This is a genomic window from Hujiaoplasma nucleasis, assembly GCF_013745115.1.
In the GTDB taxonomy this organism is placed as follows: Bacteria; Bacillota_I; Bacilli_A; order Izemoplasmatales; family Hujiaoplasmataceae; genus Hujiaoplasma; species Hujiaoplasma nucleasis.
The window spans coordinates 328,769-349,857 of the sequence record NZ_CP051151.1; the positions used below are offsets into that span (position 1 = coordinate 328,769).

The 21,089-nt window shown below is 29.2% G+C and carries 13 protein-coding genes and 1 other RNA gene; 12 read left to right on the top strand and 2 right to left on the bottom strand.

Going from position 1 to position 21,089, the window contains the following annotated elements; genetic code table 11:
- Window positions 1-70: 70 nt before the first annotated feature.
- The 12 genes from tig (at window position 71) to HF295_RS01570 (ending at window position 14,793) form a co-directional block, all read left to right on the top strand.
- Window positions 71-1,375, top strand: a complete 1,305-nt coding sequence (gene tig, locus HF295_RS01515; RefSeq protein WP_312032084.1) for a trigger factor — start codon at window positions 71-73, stop codon at window positions 1,373-1,375.
- A gap of 118 nt (window positions 1,376-1,493) precedes the next feature.
- The gene (gene lon, locus HF295_RS01520; RefSeq protein ID WP_312032085.1) at window positions 1,494-3,815 is read left to right on the top strand and encodes an endopeptidase La; all 2,322 of its coding nucleotides are present in this window, start codon (window positions 1,494-1,496) and stop codon (window positions 3,813-3,815) included.
- 50 nt (window positions 3,816-3,865) lie between these two features.
- Complete coding sequence (locus tag HF295_RS01525; protein WP_312032086.1) at window positions 3,866-4,504, top strand: DUF6198 family protein; 639 nt, start codon at window positions 3,866-3,868, stop codon at window positions 4,502-4,504.
- Window positions 4,501-4,974, top strand: a complete 474-nt coding sequence (locus HF295_RS01530; protein WP_312032087.1) for an NUDIX domain-containing protein — start codon at window positions 4,501-4,503, stop codon at window positions 4,972-4,974. Before HF295_RS01525 ends, HF295_RS01530 begins: the two co-directional genes overlap by 4 nt.
- A gap of 12 nt (window positions 4,975-4,986) precedes the next feature.
- Window positions 4,987-6,645: a DUF2779 domain-containing protein gene (locus HF295_RS01535; RefSeq protein ID WP_312032088.1), complete on the top strand. Its 1,659-nt coding sequence runs from the start codon at window positions 4,987-4,989 to the stop codon at window positions 6,643-6,645.
- Window positions 6,646-6,769: 124 nt separating this feature from the next.
- Window positions 6,770-7,039, top strand: a complete 270-nt coding sequence (gene rpsO, locus HF295_RS01540; protein ID WP_312032089.1) for a 30S ribosomal protein S15 — start codon at window positions 6,770-6,772, stop codon at window positions 7,037-7,039.
- Window positions 7,040-7,156: 117 nt separating this feature from the next.
- A complete protein-coding gene (gene pnp / locus HF295_RS01545; RefSeq protein WP_312032090.1) occupies window positions 7,157-9,274 on the top strand; it encodes a polyribonucleotide nucleotidyltransferase in 2,118 nt (705 codons plus the stop codon).
- Between the two features lie 18 nt (window positions 9,275-9,292).
- Window positions 9,293-9,617, top strand: an RNA gene (gene rnpB, locus HF295_RS01550) — RNase P RNA component class B.
- A gap of 63 nt (window positions 9,618-9,680) precedes the next feature.
- Window positions 9,681-11,501, top strand: coding sequence for a translation elongation factor 4 (lepA, locus tag HF295_RS01555; protein ID WP_312032091.1), 1,821 nt, complete (start codon window positions 9,681-9,683; stop codon window positions 11,499-11,501).
- Window positions 11,502-11,595: 94 nt separating this feature from the next.
- Window positions 11,596-12,705 carry a radical SAM family heme chaperone HemW gene (gene hemW, locus HF295_RS01560; protein ID WP_312032092.1) on the top strand — a complete coding sequence of 370 codons (1,110 nt, stop codon included), beginning with the start codon at window positions 11,596-11,598 and terminating at the stop codon, window positions 12,703-12,705.
- Entirely contained in the window at window positions 12,702-13,625 is a 924-nt protein-coding gene (gene xerD / locus HF295_RS01565) for a site-specific tyrosine recombinase XerD (protein ID WP_312032093.1), read from the top strand. Before hemW ends, xerD begins: the two co-directional genes overlap by 4 nt.
- Entirely contained in the window at window positions 13,615-14,793 is a 1,179-nt protein-coding gene (locus tag HF295_RS01570; RefSeq protein ID WP_312032094.1) for a phosphopentomutase, read from the top strand. Before xerD ends, HF295_RS01570 begins: the two co-directional genes overlap by 11 nt.
- 49 nt (window positions 14,794-14,842) lie before the next feature.
- Here the strand turns inward: HF295_RS01570 and HF295_RS01575 are convergent, their stop codons facing one another.
- Both HF295_RS01575 and HF295_RS01580 read right to left on the bottom strand, forming a co-directional pair.
- Window positions 14,843-17,611, bottom strand: coding sequence for a galactokinase (locus HF295_RS01575; RefSeq protein WP_312032095.1), 2,769 nt, complete (start codon window positions 17,609-17,611; stop codon window positions 14,843-14,845).
- A gap of 10 nt (window positions 17,612-17,621) precedes the next feature.
- On the bottom strand, window positions 17,622-21,068 hold the full coding sequence (locus HF295_RS01580) for a V-type ATP synthase subunit I domain-containing protein (RefSeq protein WP_312032096.1): 3,447 nt from the start codon (window positions 21,066-21,068) through the stop codon (window positions 17,622-17,624).
- Window positions 21,069-21,089 lie beyond the last annotated feature (21 nt).

The window sequence follows — 21,089 nt, forward strand, 5'->3', positions numbered from 1 at the left end:
ATTTGCATAAATACTAGTTATTTGTTATAATTTGAAAAGTGAGAAAATAAGACGACACGGGGGTATAAACATGTCAATAAAAATTGAAAAATTAGAAGGATCTAAAGTGAAATTTGATGTTAATGTTTCATCAGAGAAATTTGAAGAAGGATTAGATCATGCATTTAAGGTCGAAAACGAAAAAGTAGAAATTAAAGGTTTTAGAAAAGGTAAAGCACCTAGAAAAGTTTTTGAAAACAAATTCGGTATCGAAGCTTTATATAACGAAGCTATCCAATATGTTTTACAAGAAACATATTACAATGCTGTTGTTGAACACAAAATTGATGTCGTGGCTCAACCTAGAATTGATTTAGATCCTAACATCATTAAACGTGGAGAAGACTTCACTTATGGTGTTACTGTTGCTGTAAAACCAGAAATAGAATTAGGTGAATATAAGAACTTAAAAATTTCTTTAGCACCAACTAAAGTTTCTGATTCAGAAGTAAATTCAGAGGTAGAAAAAAAATTAAATGAAAATGCTGAGATGATTGTCAAAGAATCTGGAGAGATTGAAAAAGGTAATACAGCTGTATTTGATTTTAAAGGCTCTGTTGATGGTGTTGAATTCGAAGGTGGATCTGCAGAAAACTATGAGTTAGAAATTGGTTCAGGCCAATTTATACCAGGATTTGAAGAACAAATGCTTGGAATGAAAGCTGAAGAAGCTAAAGATGTAGTTGTAACTTTCCCTGAAGATTACCAACAAGAATCATTGGCAGGAAAAGAAGCTGTTTTTGCTGTTAAAGTTCACGAAATTAAAGAAAGAAAAGTTCCTGAGTTATCAGATGAATTTGTTAAAGATCTTGACATTGAAAACATTGAGACAGTTGATGCTTATAAAGAGCATATTCGTCAAAATCTTGAAGATCAAAAAGAAAAACAAAATCAAAATCATCTTCGTCAATCAGTCATTGAAAAAGCAACTGAAAATGCAAAATTTGATATTCCTGAAGAAATGATCGAAGATGAAACAAACCGTATGTTCAAACAACAAGAAAGTCAAATTAAACAATATGGTTTAGATTTTAAAACATATTTACAATATATGAATAAAACTGAAGAAGAATTCAAAGATGAACTTAAAGTACAAGCAAGAATTAACATTGCTCAACAATTAATTATCTCTGAAATCAGTTTAAAAGAAAAAATTGAAGCAAGTGAAGAAGAAGTTAATGCCAAATATGATGAATTGATGGAACAATATAAATCTCAAAATGTTTCAATGGAACAAATTAAACAAGCGATTCCTCAATCGTCTTTAGAGGCTGAAATTATTTTTGGAAAAACTATTGATATGTTAGTTGATAGTGCAAACGTAGAAAAAGCTTAGTAGTACTATAGAATATATGATTTAAAACCCTAGATTTTTAACGGTTAAAATATTAGGGTTTTTTATTATATTATGTTAAAATAAATAATGAACATTTTAAAAAAAAGAGGTGATATTTATGTACAATCCCAATGAAGTCTTTCAAGACGCATTGCCAGTTATTGCGGTAAGAGGCATTATCTTTTTACCTGTATCAGATATAAGGGTTGAAATAGGAAGAGAATTCACCAAACAAGCCATTCATGAAGCAGAAGAAAAAAGAGATGGTCATGTATTATTGGTTTTTCAAGAAGATCCAAAAATAGAAAATCCTGACTTTAATGATTTTGTTGAAGTTGGTATTTTAGCTAAAATTGCTGTGAAAATTAAACTTCCTAATGGTAACTATAAAATTAAATTCACACCGATTACACGTGTGAAATTAGAAGATATAATTATGATTGATCCATACTATGAGATTGAATTTAAATCTTTGGTTTCTGATCATGATGATTTTGATGAGCAACAAGTGTCAGTTAAAATTTTATCTAAAGAAATAGTTGAAAATTCTAAATTCTTATTTAGAGATCAAAAAAAAGTTCTTAATTCCTTAAAAGAAGGTATTACTGCTTCTAAATTTGCGGATTTAGTAGCTTCAGAACTTAGAATTCCTGAAAATGATCGTATTAAGTATTTAACTGAGTTATCAACCAACGCTCGTATTCAAATGCTTTTAGAAGATATTGAAAAACAAAAGAAATTACAAGCTATTGAAAATAGAATTAATGAAAATGTAAGAAAATCTTCTGATCAAAATCAAAAAGAATACTATTTAAGACAAAAAATGCGTGCTATTCAAGAAGAACTTGGTGATTCAAAACAAAGTGATTATGATAAGTTCTTAAAGGAAATTAACGATTCAAAGATGCCTGAGAAAGTTAAAGAGAAGGCATTAAAAGAGTTAAAAAGATACGAATATCTTGCTCCTAATTCTAATGAGTCAAATGTTGCAAGAACATATTTAGAAACTTTAGTTTCAATTCCATGGTACAAGGAAACTGAAGATGAAAAAGATATTAATATCGCAATAAAAAAATTAGAAGAATCACATTATGGATTAAAGAAAGTAAAAGACAGAATTATTGAATACCTATCAGTAAAAATGTTAACGGGTAAAAACCCTCAAACTATATTATGTTTGGCTGGACCTCCAGGGGTTGGAAAAACATCATTAGCAAAATCAATTGCCAATGCTTTAAATAGGAAATTTGTTAAAACCTCTTTAGGTGGAGTTCATGATGAAGCTGAAATTAGAGGTCATAGAAGAACCTATGTGGGTGCCTTACCAGGTCGTGTTATTAATGGTATGATAAAAGCGGGGGTTACAAATCCTGTTTTCTTAATTGATGAGATTGATAAGTTAACTCAAAACCAAAAAGATGATCCATCATCTGCTTTGTTGGAGGTATTGGATCCAGAACAAAACAAATTCTTCTCTGATCACTATGTTGAAGAAGATTATGATTTATCTAAAGTAATGTTTATCACCACAGCCAATTACCTACAAAATATTCCTGCGCCTTTAAGAGATAGGATGGAAGTTATCGATGTAAGTTCTTATACTGAAATTGAAAAGTTCCATATAGCAAAGAATTTTTTAGTGACTAAACAAATAGAAGGTCACGGACTTAAAGAAGCTAAACTCAATATCACTGATAATGCTATGAAAACAATTATTAGAGAATATACAAGAGAAGCTGGAGTTAGACAGTTAGAAAGATTAATTGGTACGATTGTTAGAAAAGCTATTAAAGAGATTTTAATTAAAGAAAAAGATTCTGTGACAATTAATCAATCGAATTTAGAGAAATACTTAGGTAAGGCTTTATATAAAAATAATCGTATTCCATCAACGAATATGGTCGGAGTGGTTACTGGTTTAGCCTATACCATGGCTGGTGGAGATACTTTAGAGGTTGAAGCTACTTATTACCCTGGCAGAAATAATCTTGTATCTACAGGTAATTTAGGTGATGTAATGAAAGAGTCTGCAATGGCAGCTTTATCATATGTTAAGTCTAATCATAAAAAATTAAAAATTGACCCAGAAATATTAGAGAAAAACGATTTTCATATACATGTTCCTGAAGGGGCTATACCCAAAGATGGTCCATCTGCAGGTGTTACTATAGCAACTGCTCTTATTTCTATCTTAGCCAACAGAAAAGTTAATCGCTTTGTTGGTATGACTGGTGAAATCACTTTAAATGGTAGGGTTTTACCAATTGGTGGTTTAAAAGAAAAAGCAATAGCTGCTAGTCGTTCTGGTTTAAAGGAAATTGTGATACCTCAAGGTAATGAAAAGGATATAGAAGACATTCCAAAAGAAGTTAGAGATAAACTAACCATTCATTATGCAAAAAAATTAGATGATGTTATTAAAATTGCTTTAATAGATTAAAAAAAAATGCTATCCTATTTTGGATGGCATTTTATTTGGAGGAAGTTAAATTGAACAGATTAAAAAAATTACTGGTTTATTCTTTGGCTTTATTTATGTTAGGTATGAGTATCGCCTTTATTCAAAACACAAATTTAGGGATGGCACCTTGGGATGCACTTGCTAGAAATTTTTATGAAGGTGTACCGATTGATTATAAGTATCTTTCACCAATTTTATCTGTTTTTTTAATATCCTTTGCATATTTAATAGCTTGGAAAAAACCCAACTACAAAATGATCATTCCAGTATTAATTTCAACTTTGATAGGCTTTTCAATTGACCTAGCTTTGTTATTTATACCAAATGTGAGTGATTTAAGTATTTTCTTAAATTATTTATATTTATTTTTCGCGATGATTTTGATTTCTGTTGGATTAAATGTTATTATTTATTGTGGGTATATACTCCCCGCTTTAGAACAATTAATTCAATCTCTATCATTAAGATTGAGTATTTCTTTTGGAAAAGCAAAATTAATTGGTGAAGCCTTAGCCTTTATATTAACCATTATTTTTGGTTTGGTATTTAAGCATCAAAATCAATGGTTTTTTATCGGTCAAACGACGATTATTATTTTATTTTTTATTGGCTTATCTGTTGATTTATTTAAGAAACCAGTATATTTTATGTTAGGAAGGATTTTATGATTTTAGAAATATTTGCAGATGATTTAAAAAAGAAAGACATTAGCAAAAATTATTATCGTTCTTCAAGAGCGATTATCAAAAAAGATAATCAGGTCTTATTATTGTATTCTAGAAAATTAGATTATTATATGTTGCCTGGTGGTCGTATAGAAAAAAATGAATCAGCTGAAGCATGTGTTCATAGAGAAGTATTAGAAGAAACCGGCTTCCATGTTAGTCAAGCTAAGGAGACGATTGTTATAAAAGAATATTATCAAGATTCATCATGGGAAAGCCATTTCTTTATTTGTCAAATTGATAATCAGGTATCTGATAAAGCACTCACTGAAGAAGAGCATTACCTTGATATTGAGTTGGTATGGCTTCCTTTAGTCGATGCAATTTTCTTATTAGATAGTCACGATTCTCCTTTTGCTAAAGCCAATAATATTATGCAAAGAGAGTTTTTAGCATTAACAAATTCTTTATGATAGGGTGAACTTATGAAGGTCACAACAAATAAGTTATTTAATTACATAAGATGTAGAAGGTTTGCTGCTTTACATGATCCACAAAGTGAAACAAATCCACTGATCAATGACGATTACTATAACAAAAGTATCAATAAATTTAAAGATATCTTTTTAGGCTTAAATTATAGTGAATCAATGATGTATGAAAAGGATATTGAATTAACTTATGATTTTCATCATGATTTTACCTTGTCTGAAACATATGATTTTATTTTTGAAGATCATAATATTTATATTCTTTTAACTGAATCTTCTAAGCATTTTTTAAATGTTAAATTCAAAGATGCTGACCAAACTTTACAACTCTTTAAAAAGAATCAAGAGGGTCACTATCAAGTGATTAAAGGCAAAAAAAATAATGAGAGTTACCATACCCGTTTTAAGAAAATGATGGAACTTCATGAAGAAACTGGTAGGGTTATTTTTAAATATGCTTTTATGAAGTACTTATATAAAAATATATATCCACACAAAAAATTTAAAATATATATGGTTATGTTAAATGAACAGTATGTCCATGATGGTTTGGTTTTTAATCATCGTCTTTATCACACATTTGATTTTTCTAACATTGAAGATTTAGACAATCGTATAGAGATTGCCTTGTTTAGAATGATTAATCATATTGAGTTAAATGACTTTACTCCATGTGAACTAGTTAGAAATGCTTGTATGAAGGGTAAAGATACAGAATGTAAGTTTGTTAATTTTTGTTATGGTCATTTACCTAAAAAGAATTCTATTTTAGATTACTTTGATGTAAATTTGGGCTTTAAGGAACCCTTAAAGCAAACCAAACTCCATCATGATACCTATGAGCTTATTAATAATGGTTATTTAAAAATGGAAGATATTCCTTTGGATTGGTTAAATAATAAAAATCGATTAATGCAACGGTATTGTTTGGATAATCAAGTCAATTATATAAATAAAGAAAAGATTTCTATAATGCTAGATGCCATCACTTATCCATTAACCTATTTAGATTTAAGTCTTATGCCAACAATTATTCCTAAGTTTAAAGGGGAAAGACCTTTTGAAGTTTTAGGATTTCAATATTCAATATATTATCAAAATAAGCAAAATGATAAATTGCAAATACACGATCATCACTTTATTAACTCTTTTAAAGAAACTCGTACTGATACTAGAACTGAATTTGCTCAAAGATTTGCCAATCACCTTTTGAAACACGATGGAACAATTTTGGTTTATAACAAAGCTAAATTAATGTCTGTTTTTGATAGTATTAAAATCGTTTTTCCTGAAGTAAAAAATGATTTTGACAAAATCCAAGAAAGACTCATGGATGTTTTAGACATATTAATGATTGATCCTAAATTTTTAAAAGAGTTTAATGACGAAAATTTAGACTTAAGCACTTTTAATTTTTATGATAATAACTTATCAGGTCTTTATTCAAGGAAGAACTTAGCTGAAGTTTTTGGTTTAGAAGCAATGAATTCATTGGATATTCATGATGACGAGACAGAATATAAGACCTTTAGATTATACAACGATTATCAAGATGAGACCAAGCAAAAGATGAAAAATGATATGATTGTATATAGTCAACATAAGGCTTATTTATTAACAAAAATCATAAGTGGTTTATATAGGATGATTTAATAGAATATTCTTGCATTTATTTGAAGACTATGTTATAATTCTTATCGCGCCTATATCTAGAAACTTGGAATCTCCAACTTTGTTTTTGGATTTAGGTAAGTTAAAATAAAAGGAGGAAATACAGATGGCTTTAAACAAAGAACAAATCAAAAAAATCGTGGATGAGTATCAAATTAAAGAAGGAGATACTGGTTCAGTTGAAGTACAAGTTGCTTTATTAACTGAAGAAATCAATATCTTAATCGAACATTTGAAATTTCACAAACACGATCATCATTCAAGAAGAGGTCTTTTAATGAAGGTTGGTAAACGTCGTAGTTTATTAAATTATTTAAAAGGTAAATCTCTTGATCGTTATGCTGATTTGATTAAAAGATTGAATTTAAGAAGATAGCATGAAAGCACCCAATCTATTGGGTGCTTATTGTTTATTATTCTGTTTTAAAAACGCTGAAATTATGGTATAATATACAAAATAAATGTATTTTATTGAAGTGAGGTAAATAAATTAATGAAAAAAGTATTTAAGAAAGATTTTTATGGAACTGAACTGGTTGTAGAAACTGGTAAGTTTGCTAAACAAGCTACTGGAGCTTGTATGGTTCGTTATGGTGATACTGCTGTATTATCTGCATCTGTCATCGGTAGAGAACCAAGTCGAATGGATTTTTTCCCATTGATGGTCATATATCAAGAAAAACTATATTCTGCAGGTAAAATCCCTGGAGGTTTTTTAAGAAGAGAGGGTCGACCAACAGAACATGAAACATTAATTTCACGTGCGATCGATAGACCTCTAAGACCTTTATTTAGTGAAGGTTTTAGATATGAAGTTCAAGTTATTAATACTGTTATGTCCGCTGATCCTAATAAGACACCTGAGATGACTGCTTTATTTGGTGCTTCTTTATCATTAAAACTTGGTGGTGTTCCTTTTGAAGGTCCAGTTGCTGGAGTTATGGTTGGATATAAGGATGGAGAATTTATTTTAAATCCGACACCTGAAGAATTATTAGATTCAGAAATTGATTTAATTGTTGCTGGGACTAAAGATGCTATCAATATGGTTGAAGCCGGTGCTAAAGAAGTTGATGAAGATATCATGTTGGATGCTATCATGTTTGGTCATGATAAAATTAAGGAATTGGTTGCTTTCCAAGAAGAAATTATTGCAGAGGTTGGAAAAGAAACTATTGAAGTTGAATTATTATTGCCTGAAGATTCTTTGATTAAAGAAGTTCATGACTTAGAGGCTGGTAGAATAACTAAGGCTGTTTCTATCAAAGAAAAGCTTGAAAGACAAAACACGATTGAAGATATTGAAAAAGAAATTCAAGAAACACTTGAAGCTAAATACTTAGCTGAAGGTATGGATAAGTATGATGTTTCTTCACTTTTAAAAGATGTTAGAGCGATTTTAGAAGAAATTCAAGTCAAAGAAGTAAGACGTTTAATTACTGAAGATAAGATCAGACCAGATGGAAGAAAAACTGATGAAATTAGAGATTTAGAATCTGAAATTGATATATTAAAACGAGCTCACGGTTCATCTTTATTTACTAGAGGACAAACTCAAGCTTTGGCAACAGTTACTTTAGGAGCCTTAAGAGAATCTCAAATTATTGATGATATTTCAGTTGATGAAAATAAACGTTTTATGTTACATTATAACTTTCCTCAATTTTCAGTTGGATCAACTGGACGTTATGGCGGACCGGGCCGTCGAGAAATCGGACATGGTGCTTTGGGTGAAAGAGCTTTATATCAAGTACTGCCAGATGAAAATGAATTCCCATATGCTATTCGAGTTGTATCTGAAATCTTAGAATCAAATGGATCTTCTTCACAAGCTACTATTTGTGCTGGATCTATGGCTTTAATGGCCGCAGGGGTTCCTATCAAAGCTCCAGTTGCTGGAATAGCGATGGGACTTGTTATGGATGGAGATAATTATACAGTATTAACGGATATTCAAGGTTTAGAAGACCATTTTGGTGATATGGACTTTAAAGTTGCTGGAACAGAAAAAGGAATTTGTTCTTTACAAATGGATATTAAAATTTCTGGTATTACAAAAGCAATTTTTAAAGAATCTCTTGCACAAGCTAAAAAAGCGAGAATGGAAATTCTTGAAAACATGAATGGTGCTATAAAAGAACCTAGAAAAGAATTGTCTGAATTTGCACCTAAAGTCAAGTTAATGCAAGTATCACCTGATAAGATTAGAGATATTATCGGTGCAGGTGGAAAGAATATTACAGCCATTATTGAACAATGTAATAATGTCAAAATTGACATAGAACAAGATGGTCGTATTATTTTAATGCATGAAGAAACATTCTTTATTAATAAGGCAATGAAGTTAATAGAAGATATTATTCGTGAAGTTGAAGTTGGTGAAAAATATCTAGGTAAAGTCACAAGAATTGAGAAATTTGGTGCTTTTGTTGAATTATGGCCAGGACAAGAAGGTCTAGTCCATATTTCAAAATTAGATAATAAACATATCAAAAATGTTGAAGATGTTGTTAAGTTGGGCGATACGATTGAAGTTAAAGTCATCAAAGTTGATGAAAAAGGTCGCGTTGATTTATCAAGAAAAGATGTTTTAAACGATATTAAAGAATGATATAATAAACTTAGTTAAGTCATTAGGTAATCGAGCGTGAAAACGTTAGGAAAGTCCATGCTAGCACAAACTGAGATGTTTGTAGTGATTGTGCTAAACGAACAAATAAGTTTAGGCACCATTTGGTGACGGCGAAGAAAAGGATTAACGGCCTGAGTATTCTTAAAGTGCCACAGTGACGAATCATAGAGAATATCTATGGGTGAAACGGGTAAACCCCTCAAGCTAGAAACCCAAATTTTGGTAGGGGCATGACTGTGCAAGAAATGAATTGACACAGTTGGCGGGAAACCGGAGATAAATGATTACCACGCTTTTTAGCGACAGAACATGGCTTATAAATGACTTGACATAAAAAGCATATAATTTAACGGTTATATGCTTTTTTTAAAAGAAGAGGGATAAGATGAGTATAGAAAATAGAAATCAAAATAGAATAAGAAATTTCTCAATCATCGCTCATATTGATCATGGAAAATCAACTTTAGCAGATCGTATACTCGAGTCTACTCATTCAGTTGATAAAAGAGATATGAAGGAACAAATGCTTGATTCAATGGACTTAGAGCGTGAGCGAGGTATTACCATAAAACTGAATTCTGTTAAGTTAAAATACCAAGCCCAAGATGGCTTAGAATATATGTTTAATTTGATTGATACACCAGGGCATGTTGATTTTACTTATGAAGTAAGTAGATCTTTAGCTGCTTGTGATGGCGCTATACTGGTTGTTGATGCGACTCAGGGTATTGAAGCTCAAACATTAGCCAATGTATATCTTGCTTTAGACAATGATTTAGAAATTATTCCTGTAATCAATAAAATTGATCTTGATAGTGCTGATGTTGAAGGTGTAAAAAAGTCTTTAGAAGAGGCTTTGGGTATATCTCCTGATGAATGTATCGCAGTTTCAGCAAAGACTGGGATGGGTATTGAAGATGTTTTAGAAGCAATCGTTAATAAAGTCCCTGCACCTCAAGGTGATATTGAGGAGCCATTACAAGCCTTGATTTTTGACTCATTTTATGATTCATATCGTGGTGTTATTCCCTTAGTTATGGTTAAAAATGGAATCATAAGAAAAGGCGATAAAATAAAAATGATGGCATCCAATGCTGTTTATGAAGTGACTGAGTTAGGTATTTATACGCCAAAGGAATTACCTATAGAATATTTAGCTGCTGGAGACGTTGGTTGGGTTTCTGCGGCCATCAAAGACATAGATAAAATTCATGTTGGGGACACAATAACCCATGATAAAAGACCTGCATTAAAACCGCTTCCTGGTTATAGAGAATTAACACCTATGGTTTATTCAGGTGTTTATCCAGTTGAAGCAGATGATTATATTTCTTTAAAGGATTCTATTGAAAAAATTAAATTAAGTGATGCTTCTTTAAGATTTACGCCGGAAACATCTTCAGCTTTAGGTTTTGGTTTTAGGGTAGGATTTCTTGGAATGCTACACATGGAAATTTTTCAAGAGCGATTGGAAAGAGAATTTAATCAAAATCTGATTACAACAGCACCATCTGTAAACTATATGGTTCATTTAACCAATGGTGACCTTGTAGAAATCGATAATCCTGCCAAAATGCCTGAAAGGCAAATGATTAAAAAAATAGAAGAACCTTATGTGATGGCGACCATCATTACCCCTAATGATTATGTTGGGAATGTCATGGAAATTTGTCAATACAAAAGGGGGATATTTAAAGATATGAAATATCAGTCTGATGTAAGGGTTGAAATTATCTATGAAATGCCTTTGTCAGAAATTATTTATGATTTCTTTAATCGTTTAAAGTCTAGTACTAAAGGATATGCGTCTTTTGACTATGAACTTTCTGACCTAAAAGAATCTGATTTAGAAAAAATTGATATTCTCTTAAACTCGGAACCTGTAGATGCTTTAGCCTTTTTGGTTCATAAGGACTTTGCTAGAGAAAGAGGCTTGAAGATTTGTCAAAAACTTAAGGATATCATACCTAGACAAATGTTTGAAATACCAATTCAAGCTGCTATTGGTTCTAAAGTTATCGCTAGAACCAATATAAAAGCTTTGCGTAAGGATGTTTTATCTAAATGTTATGGTGGAGATATTACCCGCAAGAAAAAACTTTTAGAAAAGCAAAAAAAGGGTAAAAAACGCATGAAGTCTGTCGGGTCTGTAGAAATACCTCAAGAGGCATTTATGTCTGTTCTATCTTTAGAAAAAGATGATTAATTAAAAACGCCTTCCTTGAAGGCGTTTTTATGATATTTAAGATGATTTTCTTTTAAAAATTGTCTTATTATGTTAACATAATAATGGTGATAGTATGATAAAAGGACTGTATATTCATATACCTTTTTGTGATCAAATTTGTACTTATTGTGATTTTTGCAAAATGGTGACTTCAACACATAATAAAAAAGAGTATATGAAAGCTTTAGTAAAAGAAATGGAATATTATAGTGATTTATTAGAGCATATTGAAACCATTTATATTGGTGGTGGAACACCATCATCCATAGATGATGATTTAATGGATGCTTTTTTGGACGAACTTGATATATTGGTTGATATGACTCATATAAAAGAGTTTACTATTGAGGCTAATCCAAATGATATTACACCTAATTTTTTAGAAATTCTAAGAAAACATCATGTTACTAGAGTATCTATGGGTGTTCAAAGTATGAGTGAAGATTTATTAAGATTTTTAGGTAGGACCCATACAGATGAAATCGTTGAGCATGCCATTGACCTAATTAAAACATCAGGTTTAAATTTTAATTTAGATTTTCTCTATGCCATACCTGGTCAAAGTCTAGAAGACTTAAAAAAAGACTTAGATTATATTAAGAAATTTAAAGCCCATCATATATCATATTATTCTTTAATTTTAGAAGATAGGACAGTCTTAAATTACTTAATTAATAAACATAAAGTTGAGGACTTTCCAGACGATTTAGCTAGAGAATATGGCGAACTTATTGACATAGAACTTGAAAAATTAGGCTATCATAAGTATGAGTTTTCTAATTATGCTAAAGCTGGGTATGAGTCTAAACATAATTTAATATATTGGAATTTAGAAGAATATTTAGGTATTGGTCTAAATGCAAGCTCACAGTTTAATAATACAAGAATGATTAATCCGACGAAATTGTCGGTCTATTTAAAGGGTATTCAAGATAAGAGTTTGACCATGCACAATATTGAGGATTTTAATCCTAAATTAGAAACCTTATTGGTTGGTCTAAGAAAAACTGAAGGCATTTCTATGTCGGCATATAAAGAACGTTTTAAAAAAGGTGTTTTTGATATTTATCCTCAATTGAAAAAGTTCCTTGATTCAAATTTATTGGAAATACAAGGAGATTACTTAAGATTTACTTCAGAGGGTATATACTTATCTAATCAGGTTTACGTGGATATTATATGATTTTAGATACCTATTTAAAAGAATATTTATATTATCTTAAGATTACAAAGAACTTATCTAAGAATACCATCATTTCTTATGAACGTGATTTAAAATCCTATTTAGACTTTATTAAAACCAATTATAAAATTAGAGATTTAAATGATATTCATAAGGATCATATTCAAAATTTTTCTAGAAGTTTATCTAGGAAAAATAACTCAAATTCAACCATCACCCGAAAACTGTCTTCGATAAGATCATTTCATCGTTATTTAATGAGCGAGAATATTGTTGATAAAGACATTTCAAGAAAAGTAAAAAAACCGAAAACTCATAAGTTCTTACCAACGGTTTTGAATATGAGAGAAGTAGAAGATATGATTAACTTAACCTACGAAAATAGTGACCCTTTATCTTTAAGAAACCAAGCCTTAATAGAAATTGCTTATGGTTCAGGTCTTAGGGTTTCTGAATTGCTTAATTTGAGAATTAGTGATTTACATCTGAATAAGGGATTAGTGAATATCCTTGGAAAAGGAAATAAAGAAAGAATCATTCCTTTAAATGAAAACGCTGTGCTTGCTATACAAAAATATATTATTGAAGCTAGACCCTTATTAAAAGCTAAAAAAGCTGATTTATTATTTGTTAATAAATTCGGTCAGCCCCTAAGTCGAGTTGGTTTCTTTAAATTAATTAAAAAGCTTGCCAATGATGTTCATATTCAAAAACAAGTTTCACCTCATACTTTAAGGCATTCATATGCGACACACTTGTTAGAAAACGGAGCGGATTTAAGAACTGTTCAAGAACTTTTAGGTCATGAAGATATTTTAACAACAGAGAATTATACACACGTTTCTAAAAAACGTATTAATAAAATTTATAATGATGCTCATCCAAGAGCATCAAAGAAAGAAGGAGAAAATGAAATATAAAAGAATATTTTTAATTGTCATTGATTCTGTTGGTGTCGGTGAATTACCAGACGCTGATAAATTTAATGACTTAGGAGCCAATACAATTGCTAATTTAGCTAAAGAAACTGGAGGGATTCACCTACCAGTTCTTGAATCTTTTGGTTATGGAAATTTAACAGAAATTCAAGGTGTAAAGCCAGTTCAGCAACCAAGAGCTAATACGACTAAAATGATGGAAATATCAAATGGTAAAGATACCATGACTGGCCATTGGGAAATTATGGGTATTAAGACAGTTAAACCATTCAAAACTTTTACTGACTCTGGATTTCCTCAAGATTTAATTGAAAAGATAGAAGAATTATCATCAAGAAAAGTAATTGGTAATAAATCAGCTTCCGGTACAGAAATATTAAAAGAATTAGGTCCTGAACAAGAAAAAACTGGTGCTTTAATTGTCTATACTTCAGCTGATTCAGTCCTTCAAATAGCTGCACATGAAGAAGTTATTCCTCTAAAAGAACTCTATGATATTTGTGAAAAAGTAAGAGAATTAACCTTAGATGAAAAATGGCGTGTAGGTAGAATTATTGCGAGGCCATATCTTGGATCAGAAACAGATGGATACAAAAGAACGACCAATAGACATGATTATGCCTTATCTCCTACTTCAAAAACTGTCTTAGATATACTGGCTGAAAATAATTATGATGTTATTTCAGTTGGGAAAATCAAGGACATCTTTAATGGTTCAGGCATCACTGACCATTATGGCATTAAATCTAATCATGATGGTATGAACAAAGTTATGATGCTAACTGAAAAAGAATTTACTGGGCTTAATTTTACAAATTTAGTTGACTTTGATGCCCTATATGGACATAGAAGAGATTCTCAAGGATATAAAGAGGCTATGGAAGAGTTTGATCGTGATTTAGGACAATTAATTACGAAACTAAGAGATGATGACTTATTAATGGTGACTGCTGATCATGGTAATGATCCAACCCATCATGGGACAGACCATACTAGAGAATATGTTCCTCTATTTATTTACAATCATAAATTAAAAGGATCATTTTTAGATATTAGTAAAACTTTTGCGGATATTGGACAAACAATAGCTGACAACTTTGGTTTATCGGGCACTGAAATTGGTACTAGTTTACTAAATGACTTAAAATAAAATTTTACATATTAAAAGGCAAAATTTATAATAAATTTTGCCTTTTAATTTATATTAGACTAATTTTCTTAGTACTTGCTTTAAGTGCTTTTATGGAAGCTTTCTTTTCTTTTTCATGATTTTTTAAAGTTTGTTTAATTAACTTACGAATATTCTTAGATTTTTTTGAGTAGCTAATGTATTCATCAAAGGACTTAATTAAGCTCTTGTAATCATTGTCTAATTCTTGGTTTAATTCATTATTATGATCAAGATTATCTAAATAATCTTCTATTAACATGACTAAATCAAATTGATGCTTTTTATTTGCCTTATCTATAAATTCACTAAAGTGAAGGTCTCTTTGATTAATTTCAGATGTTTTTTCTTTAATAAAAGCGTTCTTTTCTTTGATGGTTTCATCGATTAATAACTGATAACGAGATTGAATACCTCTAATCGTATGATTATAAGATTCAGTAACATAGACATAATCTTGATTAATCTTATCTAAAGTATTGTGATATTCATCTTCAAGTCCTTGTACATCGTCTTGGTAAGTATCTAGTAATTTAAGGATATTCTTTGAATCAAACTTAAGCTGAGACTTAAAATATAAGTCTTTGTAAGCTTCAATTTTATCTTTAACTTTTTCATCTAGAGTAATTTCAGCATAGAGCATCTTTTCATTAAGACGATTTTTGCTTTCTTGAAGTGATTCATATAATAAATCATCTAAAGGATAAGCATCTTCATCAACATTATCGACAAATTCATTATACTTGATTTCAGCATATCGATAGATTTCATCCATTTCTTCAATGGTAGCATCATAGAGTTTGCTGGCAGAATAATAAGCGTCTTCTAGATACATATCTAGTTCATCTAATCGTTTTTGATAAAGCATGATTTTTTCATTATTTCGATATTTTCTAAGAATTTCATCAACATGAGCTCTATATTCTTTTTTGACTTCTATTAATGTGTCTTCTAAAAGTTTTTTTAATCCTTTATCATCTGTTTTTTCAATTTCAGATACGATGTCATAAACTTGTTTTTGATACTTAGAAAACTCAGACATTGAAGCTTCCTCTTTTAAATTAACTTCATGATTAATCATTTCATAGTAATGAATTCTCTCGCTATCCACATTATGCATGAGGGCAGTAAGTCTTAATTTTAAATCCTCTTCAGCTAGTTTAATTTGCTCCTTAGCGAATCGCATTTGATTAAGATAAGTAGAAGCAATTAAATCATGATTAATTTGGGTTTCAGAGAGTATTCTATTTTGCTGAATTAAAAGCATTCTTTTTTCATTTTGGTACATATGTTTAAAATGTATGGTGTCGATTTCACTTTCTTTTAAGGCTAAGAGAATATCAGAAGTGCTATTTAAGAGATTAATGTCCATAGAGACTAAATCATGGACATCATGATTAATTAATTGTGTAAATTCAGATAAGAATGTTCTTGATAAGTTCTCTTTTTTCATTTGATAATCTATATGAGCGTTCATGAGATCATTTAGGAAAAGAATATACTTTTTATCTCTTTTTAAGGCTATTTGAGTAGCGTCAATGCTTGATTGATTATCTAGTAAAAAAGTCTTGATATCTTTAACTATATTGATAATATCAATGATTTGAGTGACGAATTTATTTTCTATAAAATGTACAAACTGGTGTTCATTCATTTTTATTTCATGATTAAGCTGAGCTAGTTTATAAGTAAAATATATATGGTATTTTAAGGCTTTATTCATTTTATATAATCTAGTAAAATCAACTTCCTTAGTAACAATACGACTACCATTATCATAAAATAATTGAGCTAAAAATGGATCTGTTTTATAGAAGTTCATATATAAATCTAAACTTTTTTTCATCTCCATAATTGATAATTCATTGTTTATTTTAAAATCTTTAATAATGGATTTCTTATCTTTAATTAGAGTTTTTACTTTTCTTTTACCAAATTTTTCTGCTTGGCTTTGATCGTTTGTTTTTTTGTATTTAATATGATAATAGTGATTATATGCCTCTTCAACTTCAGAAGTGTAATTATCTATTAATCTTTTTTCTTGTTTATGTAGGAAACTTTGATATCGAGTGAATTGCTTTTGTTTTTCTTCAGTAAGTTGTTTAATATTTTCAGAATAAGGGTCTTCATTGATAGAAAAATTAATTTGACTTTCAGTTAAGTTTTTAATTTCAATATCAAAAAACTCATCTAAAATTTCCTCTTTAAATGTTTTCGTTGTAATTAATTTTTTGATATCTTCATCAATTGAAGCAATCTTTTGGTCTAAAGCTGAAAATTCTTCAATAATTTCAGTAAAATGTTTCTCTATTGTATAATTAATAGTTTCACTCTTTTGCCTTAAGTAATCATGGTTACTTTGAACATTTTCAATAGTACCTGACAAAAAGTGTTTATAGGAAGTGAAATACTCCATATTAGATTCAACCAATTGATTATGTAAGTATTCTATAGAAAAAACTCTTTCTTCTAAATCATCTATTTCAAATTGAAAGACTTCGTAATGGTTATTGTGAATTTTCCTTAGGCCATCAGAGATAATCTTTTGTTTTTCTACAATCATATGTTCATCATGATTAATGATAGATTCTGTCAATTCTTGTGCTCGTTTACGAATATCAGTTAATGATTCACTAATATCCTTTAAATTATTAATGGTAATTTGTCGATTGCTATTGATTTTATGTTCTATATTCTTATGAAGATCGTCGAAAAATGATAATTCATCTTTTGATGATTTATCAAATTTGTCTTGATATTGCTTGGCGTTATAAATATCTTTATCGATCTTTTGAGACAAAATATTCCTCCTATGAATTAATAATTCTATCTTGCTTGTTTTGAGATGTTCGATTACTTTCTTTGATGTCATCCATTTTAGATTTCGTTCTTTGGATGACTTCTTGGTGAATTATATTGGTTTTATCAATAATTGATTCTTCAACGCAAATTAAATCTTTTAATGGTTGATCTAATTCTTTATCATAACCAAGTGTTGATTTAATTGAATCATTTTTATAATCTCTATGTAATGATATAAACAAATCATTGGTTTGAATGTATTCATTTAAATATTCTTTTTCAAGTGTTTGATGTTTTAAATAAAGTTTTCTAAAGTCTTCAAAGAGTTTTTCTTCAACATCTTTAATTTTTTCTTCAAGTAAAGGTACTTTTACAAATTTATCACGTTCTACCTTGCTAAGTTTGATATTTAAAGAATCTTGATAATCCTGGAAGACATTCTGGTAATTAAGTTTTAGGTTAAGAAGTCTTGTTTGTCTTTCAGCTGGAATAATATTTGCTTGTGAAACTAATTGTGCTTTGGTAGTATTAATATTTTCAATCTCTTGTTCAGTAATATAATCTATGTATTGATTTTCAACTTCAGCATCAAAAATAATTTTATGTTTGCTTTTATTAATAAATACTTTTTCTTGTTCGTAGTCATCCATCATTAATTGATACTGATATAAAACTTCTTGATTAATTTTCTTAATAAGTTGTTTTAGGGACTTATCATTTTCTTTAACTGCTTTTAAAACGTAAGTTTTGAGTGCCTCAATCGAAGCCTCTTTATCATTAGCGTATTTTTTAAATTGTTCTTGCTGATCATTAAGGTTTTTACTTAGCCAATGATTTAAGTCTTCTGACATATGAGACAACAGTTCTTGTTGTTTTTTTATTTTGTCTTGTAAATTTAAAGTTTTTTCTTCTAAATGATCAAATTCACGATCAATAATTTCTTTTTGTTCATCTGAATGAACTTTAACCATAGCTATTTTTTCAATGAAATAATCTTTCATTTGACCATGTATATTTTCAACCACTTGTGTAAAGAAGGTAAGAGAAGAATTAAGGGTATCAATGACGTATATGATGTAATCACTGAGATTTTGAAAGGCTTTATCTTTGTTTTTCATGTAGGTTAATCTATCAATAGTAGCAATAGAGTTTTCAGTAAAAACATAGAGTTGGTCGTCATAATAATTATTAATTCTATCAATTAAAGAAGAAGCATGATGATCATATGCATATTTTAAAACATCATAATAGATGTTTGTAAGTGTAATTAAAACATCCTTAAAATCAGCTTGTTTAATCAGCATATCATTGATTTGCACTTGGTTATTGTGTAGGTCTAGTAATTGCTTTTTTTTAAGTAAATCTAATTTCATTATTTGTGATTTAAAATTTAATATTTTTTCATGTTTTTCTTGATATGAATCAATTAAATTTTGACTCATGAGTGAAGTTTTTTTAGAATAATTGTTATCTAGTTGTTGGTGCAATGTAAGTCTATTTTTTTCAAAGTAGGTAAGGCTTGAATAAGTCTTAGCTTTTTCAGATAAGTAATCTATAAATTCTTTGCTTTCATTAGAGTTTAGCTCAATATTTCTATTCGTTTTTTGAATGAGATTGTTTAAGAATTGTTCTTTCCTTTTTATTTTAGACATATTGATGCTTTCATAATCAAAAAAGCCTTTAACTAGGTAATAATTTCTAGCTTTTAAAGACTGCGTAATTCTTTCTTTCATTATTTTCATGAAAGCTTCTAACATATTGGTTTGACTCGAGTAAAAAAGATCTAATTTTGATTGATAAAATTCATAAAAATCCCTATGAACTCTTGTTTCTAGGTTATTGATTGCATGATTAAAGTCTTTCTGCATATCTAAACTGGCTTTGTCTTCTTCTAAGCGGATGGCTGATTGATATATTTCATGTGTTTTATCAACATATAATTTATGAATGTTAATTGATTTTAATCTAGTCTTCATTTGTTTTTGTGCAAGCTTATAATCTGTGTTAAGGGTTTCTAAAAACTTAATGTAATCACCCTTAATGTCAACATTAAGGATTTCTTTTTTTATCTCAGCAATCTCTAAACGGTTTTTTGATTCTAAAGTGATGATTTCATTGGCTATTTCATCAATATGGTATAAAAGTTGTGATAATTTATCAGTTGTCTTTTTTATTAAACCAACAAAGTTACTTTGGTAATCAGCCAAGTCTTTCTTAATTTTCAAGACTTCGTCATCTCTAATCTCATTAAATTCTTGAGAGAATCCGATAAGTTCAGATAATAATTTATCTAAGTCATTAAAACCTTGATTAAAATAGAAATTATAGTTTGAGTAAATATTGATGGCATTTTCAATATACTTAATAGGAACAGCATATGAAAACTTAATTTCTTCATTTCTTGTAAATGCTTCAACTTTAATTTCTTTAATACGACTTTGATAAGTAGATATATTGTAATTTGTTATTTTTTCAATTTTATCAATAAGGTAATTGGCTTTGTTTTCAAGAGTTTCAACTTGTAAGATGTATTTTTCAAGATCATCAGAACGATGTTCTTCATAAGCTTTCAAAATAAAAGGATATAGTTTATTTTGAGATTTTAAAAGGTCTTCTTTAATAATTCTTTGATATTTTATTTTATTATTATTGGCTATTCTTATTTGTTTGATTAATTTTTGAATAAGTTTTTGATTAATTTCACTGTATGGTTTTTGTTTAATATCACTAATACTATAAATGTCTTCTTTATAGGCATTTAGTTTTTGTGAACTTTGTTTGAATGCTGCATTAATATCATTTCTAGTACCTCTTAAACTTGTCAATGATTGAAGTATTTTTTGGTTTAAAGAAATTAAGTCATCTTTATCAATTTTAGATAAATCATTTTTTAATTGAGTAATAGCATTTTTTGATTTTTCTATAGTCCATATCATTTTGTTGCTAACTTGGGCTGATAATTCATCATAGGAATTTTTAAAAGAAAGAAGTTTTTTCTGTTCTTTTTCTATAAAAATATGATGTACTTTCATATCTTCATCAATTGATAAGTTATTCTTTTTGGTAAGATTTAAATAGATATCTAGTGCATCTTGTTTGCGACTTTCGAATTGTTCAATAATATTTTCAAATAGCTTATTTTCTTCATTTACTTTATTGTCTAGTTGAGTCATTTGATCATGGATGTCTTGGTTAAATTCATATCTAATTTCTTTAAACTTTGCTTCTATAATAGTTTGATTCTGAGTAAAATCAGTGAATTCTTTATCCATTTGATCTAAGTAATCGTTTTGATTTTGTAGGAGTTGATTTTCCAATGCTTTGATGTTATTGTCATAATTTGTTTTTTCATTAAGAAAAGACCGTTTAAGATCTTGTAAACGGTTAAGTGATTGAGATTCAAATTCGGGATATGCTTTTTTATATTTTATTAAGATATCGCCTTTACTTGCCATTTGACTCTCCTTATATATCTT